The organism is Pelatocladus sp. BLCC-F211 (assembly GCF_041928655.1).
GTDB lineage: Bacteria > Cyanobacteriota > Cyanobacteriia > Cyanobacteriales > Nostocaceae > Pelatocladus.
In genome coordinates this window covers 1-4,542 of record NZ_JBHFLM010000054.1, presented here as the reverse complement: position 1 = coordinate 4,542, position 4,542 = coordinate 1, and the positions used below count along the sequence as shown (strand labels likewise).

The 4,542-nt window shown below is 40.5% G+C and carries 3 protein-coding genes and 1 pseudogene; all 4 read left to right on the top strand.

Annotation, left to right across the window (positions count from 1 at the left end):
- Positions 1-505: 505 nt before the first annotated feature.
- The gene (locus ACE1AT_RS06015) at positions 506-1,873 is read left to right on the top strand and encodes an ammonium transporter (RefSeq protein WP_374866375.1); all 1,368 of its coding nucleotides are present in this window, start codon (positions 506-508) and stop codon (positions 1,871-1,873) included.
- Between the two features lie 61 nt (positions 1,874-1,934).
- The gene (locus ACE1AT_RS06010) at positions 1,935-2,759 is read left to right on the top strand and encodes an SGNH/GDSL hydrolase family protein (protein ID WP_374866374.1); all 825 of its coding nucleotides are present in this window, start codon (positions 1,935-1,937) and stop codon (positions 2,757-2,759) included.
- A 49-nt stretch (positions 2,760-2,808) separates the two neighbouring features.
- On the top strand, positions 2,809-4,017 hold the full coding sequence (locus ACE1AT_RS06005) for a 4-hydroxy-3-methylbut-2-enyl diphosphate reductase (RefSeq protein WP_374866373.1): 1,209 nt from the start codon (positions 2,809-2,811) through the stop codon (positions 4,015-4,017).
- 300 nt (positions 4,018-4,317) lie between these two features.
- Positions 4,318-4,542: pseudogene (locus ACE1AT_RS06000) on the top strand (photosystem II q(b) protein); the annotation flags it as partial.

Sequence of the window (4,542 nt, the reverse complement as noted above, 5' to 3'; positions counted from 1 at the left end):
GAGTTAGGAACTAGCTCTTCTGCCCACCGAGGGGATGTAAGACCAAAGTCTTCGGGACGTAAAAAATCTACGAAGGTTGAGGCAATCCCCAATGAATTGGGAAGCCTACACTGTACCGCAAGGTCAGTGTAGGTAGTTCACTCTAAAACCTCCAGTATTACTTACAAGTCAGGCTTTTATCAAGCTATCTTGTGTCAATTATGCATAATTTGAATTTATAGCAAAATATGTTCTATATCTTCGCTAATCTTTCTTTTTATTGTATTTACGTGATCAAAAAACCTATGCAAAACATGCATGAAATTCTAAAAATTCAAGATTTGCCAACTACTAAAAGAAGTATATTTTGAAGAATGTCTCAAAACGGACTAAATTTGAGTAACTTTTAATACAGAAAAACGTATTAAAAATTACTCAAATAAATGTACGTAATGAAAAGATTTTGGCGGAAAGGGACAATAAACAAGTGCTGAAGAATATTTTGATAATTGGGGCGATCGCTCTAATGCTTCTGGCAGGCCCGCTTATAGACAATGCTGTTGCTGCACCAGGTGATGTGAACGCAGCAATTTCTAACGCTCAAACTGCTGCTGATACAGCATTTATGCTGATATCAGCAGCTTTAGTATTACTAATGACTCCTGGACTTGCCTTTTTTTATGGTGGATTCGTACGTTCTCGCAACGTTCTTAATACGTTGATGATGAGTTTCGTACCAATGGCGATTGTGGGAGTAACTTGGGTTCTGTGGGGCTATAGTCTGGCTTTTTCGCCTGGAAATCCATTTATTGGTGGTTTACAATGGCTAGGTTTAAATGGTGTTGGCACAGAATTAACTGATTATCTCAAAGGGTCAAATCCTGCTGATTTCGTTTCTTATGCACCAACAATTCCGCACCTGGCATTCATGATTTACCAAGCCATGTTTGCTATTATCACCCCAGCTTTAATTTCTGGTGCGATCGCCGAACGAATGAGCTTCACTGCTTATAGTTTATTTGTACTACTATGGTCTACTTTTGTTTATTCTCCTCTAGCCCATATGGTTTGGGGGAAAGGTGGATTCATTGGTTTAGCAGGCGGCTTGGGCGCTCTTGACTTTGCTGGTGGTACAGTTGTTCATATTAGTTCTGGGGTTTCTGCTTTAGTTGCAGCGATCGTCCTTGGTCCCCGCAAAACCTATCCTGATCGTCTTAGCCCTCCTCACAATGTTCCCTTCATTTTGTTAGGTGCTGGCTTGTTGTGGTTTGGCTGGTTTGGCTTCAATGCTGGTAGCGCCCTTGCTTCAGGTAGTTTAGCAACAATCGCCTTTGTTAACACTAATACAGCAGCAGCCGCCGCTGCATTAACTTGGTTAATTTTAGAAAAAGTTTTGCGGGGTAAACCAACCGCAGTCGGTGCAGCTACAGGTGCTGTCGCTGGTTTAGTGGGTATTACTCCCGCCGCAGGCTTTGTCACACCATTAGCAGCCATTTTAATCGGTAGTATCACCGCTTTTGTTTGCTTCTACGCCGTTAGCTTCAAACATAAAGTACAAATTGATGACGCCCTCGATACTTACCCTGTACATGGCGTGGGTGGAACAGTAGGTGCTATTTTGACAGCAGTTTTTGCAACCACCGCAGTTAACTCCGCAGGAAAAAACGGTTTACTTTACGGTAATCCAGAGGAATTATTCGTCGAGTTAGCAGCAATTGCGATCGCTTACGTTTTTGCTGGTGTGGGAACCTTCGTCATTCTCAAGCTCATTGATGCTACCGTTGGTCTACGTGTGAAGGAAGTAGCAGAAATGCAAGGTATAGATATCAACGAACACGGAGAAGAAGGTTACAACGAAGAATTTGGCGATCGCATTTCTGTTAGTGATAAGTAGCCATCATGGCGTGGGTACATATAATATCTGGTACTAAAGATTTGGTATATTCCCCAGAATCGTGTCCACTTCTGCAAAAACTTCTCCTACCTGGGCAATTTTATCGCTGATCACCAACGGCGTACTCTTTCTAGCGGTCATCCTGCTAATTTGGCGACAGCAGGATGTTACCGCTTTTTTAGCGAATATATTGCCAAATCACGTCAATGCGAATGCTTCATCCCAACCCACACCAGAATTGGGTAATCGTCATAAACTCAGTTATCAACAATGGGTAGATATTCTCAAGCAAGAAGCCAAAGTCGTTGCTGAAAAACGTCCAACTCATCTGACCATACTAGCTGGAGATTCCTTAAGTCTGTGGTTTCCTCCTGAATTGTTACCTGAAAATAGGAATTGGCTAAACCAGGGTATTTCAGGAGAAAACAGCACTGGATTATTAAAAAGATTAGAACTATTTGACCGCACCCAACCAGAAACAATTTTTGTAATGATTGGTATTAATGACTTAATCCAGGGCTATGACGATGAGATAATTTTAAACAATCATCGGCAAATCATGCGTTACCTGCGTAAGGTGCATCCCCAAATACAAATAGTGATTCAGTCAATTTTGCCACACGCAGGAGAGGAAGCAACTTGGGAAGGGCGAGAAAAATTGCTAAATATTCCAAATAGTCGCATTCTGAAGTTGAATCAGCAATTAAAAACTCTGGCGACAAAAGAAGGCGTCAAATATTTAAATTTGCATCCCCTATTTGTCAACAATCAGGGTAATCTCCGTCCCGAATTCAGTACCGACGGCTTACATCTTAATCCCCAAGGTTATTTAGTCTGGAGTTCTGCTTTACAGTTGTATAGTCAGATGGAACTAGAAGATCAATAGTGCCTCGGTACGAGAAAATATGAAAAAGTGATTTTTGTTGAAAAAACCAATGGATACTAAAGCTTTTAAACGTTCACTTCAACATTCTGAAAATTATCATCGTAAAGGGTTTGGTCATCAAGAAGAAGTCGCCACCCAGTTACAGTCAGAATATCAAAGCCCACTGATTCAGCAAATACGGAATAATAATTATACCATTAACCGAGAAGACGTCACAATCCGACTAGCTCAAGCATTTGGCTTTTGTTGGGGCGTAGAACGTGCTGTAGCGATGGCTTATGAAACTCGTAAACACTTCCCCACTGAACGCATTTGGATTACGAATGAAATTATTCACAATCCTTCTGTTAACCAACGAATGCGGGAAATGGAAGTAGACTTCATCCCAGTCATAACAGGGAAAAAAGATTTTTCAGTTGTGGAAACTGGTGATGTTGTGATCTTACCTGCTTTTGGTGCCAGTGTTCAAGAAATGCAGATACTTAACGATCAAGGCTGCAAAATAGTTGATACCACTTGTCCTTGGGTGTCAAAGGTTTGGAATACTGTTGAAAAACATAAAAAGCGTGAATATACCTCAATTATTCATGGCAAATATAAGCATGAAGAAACAGTTGCAACTAGTTCTTTTGCAGGTAAATATCTGATTGTTTTGAATTTAAAAGAAGCAGAATACGTAGCTAAATACATTTTGCATGGTGGGGATCGCGAAGAATTTCTCGCAAAATTCAGTAAAGCTTGTTCGCCAGGATTTGACCCCGACAAAGATTTAGAAATGATTGGTATTGCCAACCAGACTACAATGCTCAAAAGTGAAACTGAACAATTGGGTAAGCTGTTTGAGCATACCATGATGCAAAAGTATGGCCCAGCTAATTTAAATGACCATTTCCAAAGCTTTAATACTATCTGTGATGCCACTCAAGAAAGGCAAGATGCTATGTTGGAATTGGTAGAACAAAAATTAGATTTAATGATTGTGATTGGTGGGTTTAATTCATCAAACACTACCCAATTGCAACAAATTTCTTTTGAGCGGGGAATTCCTTCTTATCATATTGATAGTGTTGAGAGAATTTTATCTGGCGATCGCATTGAACATCGATTACTAAATGGTAATTTGGAAATCACAGATAACTGGTTGCCTGAAGGAAAAATTGTGATTGGTGTAACTTCTGGTGCTTCCACACCTGATAAGGTAGTTGAAGATGTCATCGAAAAGATATTTGAATCAAAAGCAACAGTAGCGATCGCCTGATTTGGTTTTGAGATCACAAATTATATGGTATTGCTACCAACACTACTCTGTTAACAATTTTTCGTCATAATTTCGGGTATGTAGAGACGTTGCAGTGCAACGTCTCTACAGGGTTTAAATGTCAATCGATTTGTATTATTTAAGCAGGATTGTTATATATACGGATTCAACCGAAACATCATACCAGAAGTAGATATTTATGAAAAGACTTTACAAATCGCAATATTCACTTTAAGATGTGTAACAAGGGTAAAAAAACACCCAAACATCATAAGTAACGTAATCGCAATCATAAGAACAATGACAGCAACCTTACAAAGACGCGAAAGCGCCAACGTATGGGAGCGGTTCTGTAACTGGGTAACAAGCACCGACAACCGCCTATACGTAGGCTGGTTCGGCGTACTCATGATCCCCACCTTACTCGCCGCAACCACCTGCTTTATCATCGCCTTCATCGCCGCACCTCCCGTAGACATCGACGGTATCCGTGAACCTGTAGCAGGTTCCTTGATGTACGGAAAC

What these genes read in the sequence shown, in the direction of transcription:
- ACE1AT_RS06015 (WP_374866375.1), top strand. Translation starts at nt 506, where the DNA reads ATGCTTCTGGCAGGCCCGCTTATAGACAATGCTGTTGCTGCACCAGGT.
- ACE1AT_RS06005 (WP_374866373.1), top strand. Translation starts at nt 2,809, where the DNA reads ATGGATACTAAAGCTTTTAAACGTTCACTTCAACATTCTGAAAATTAT.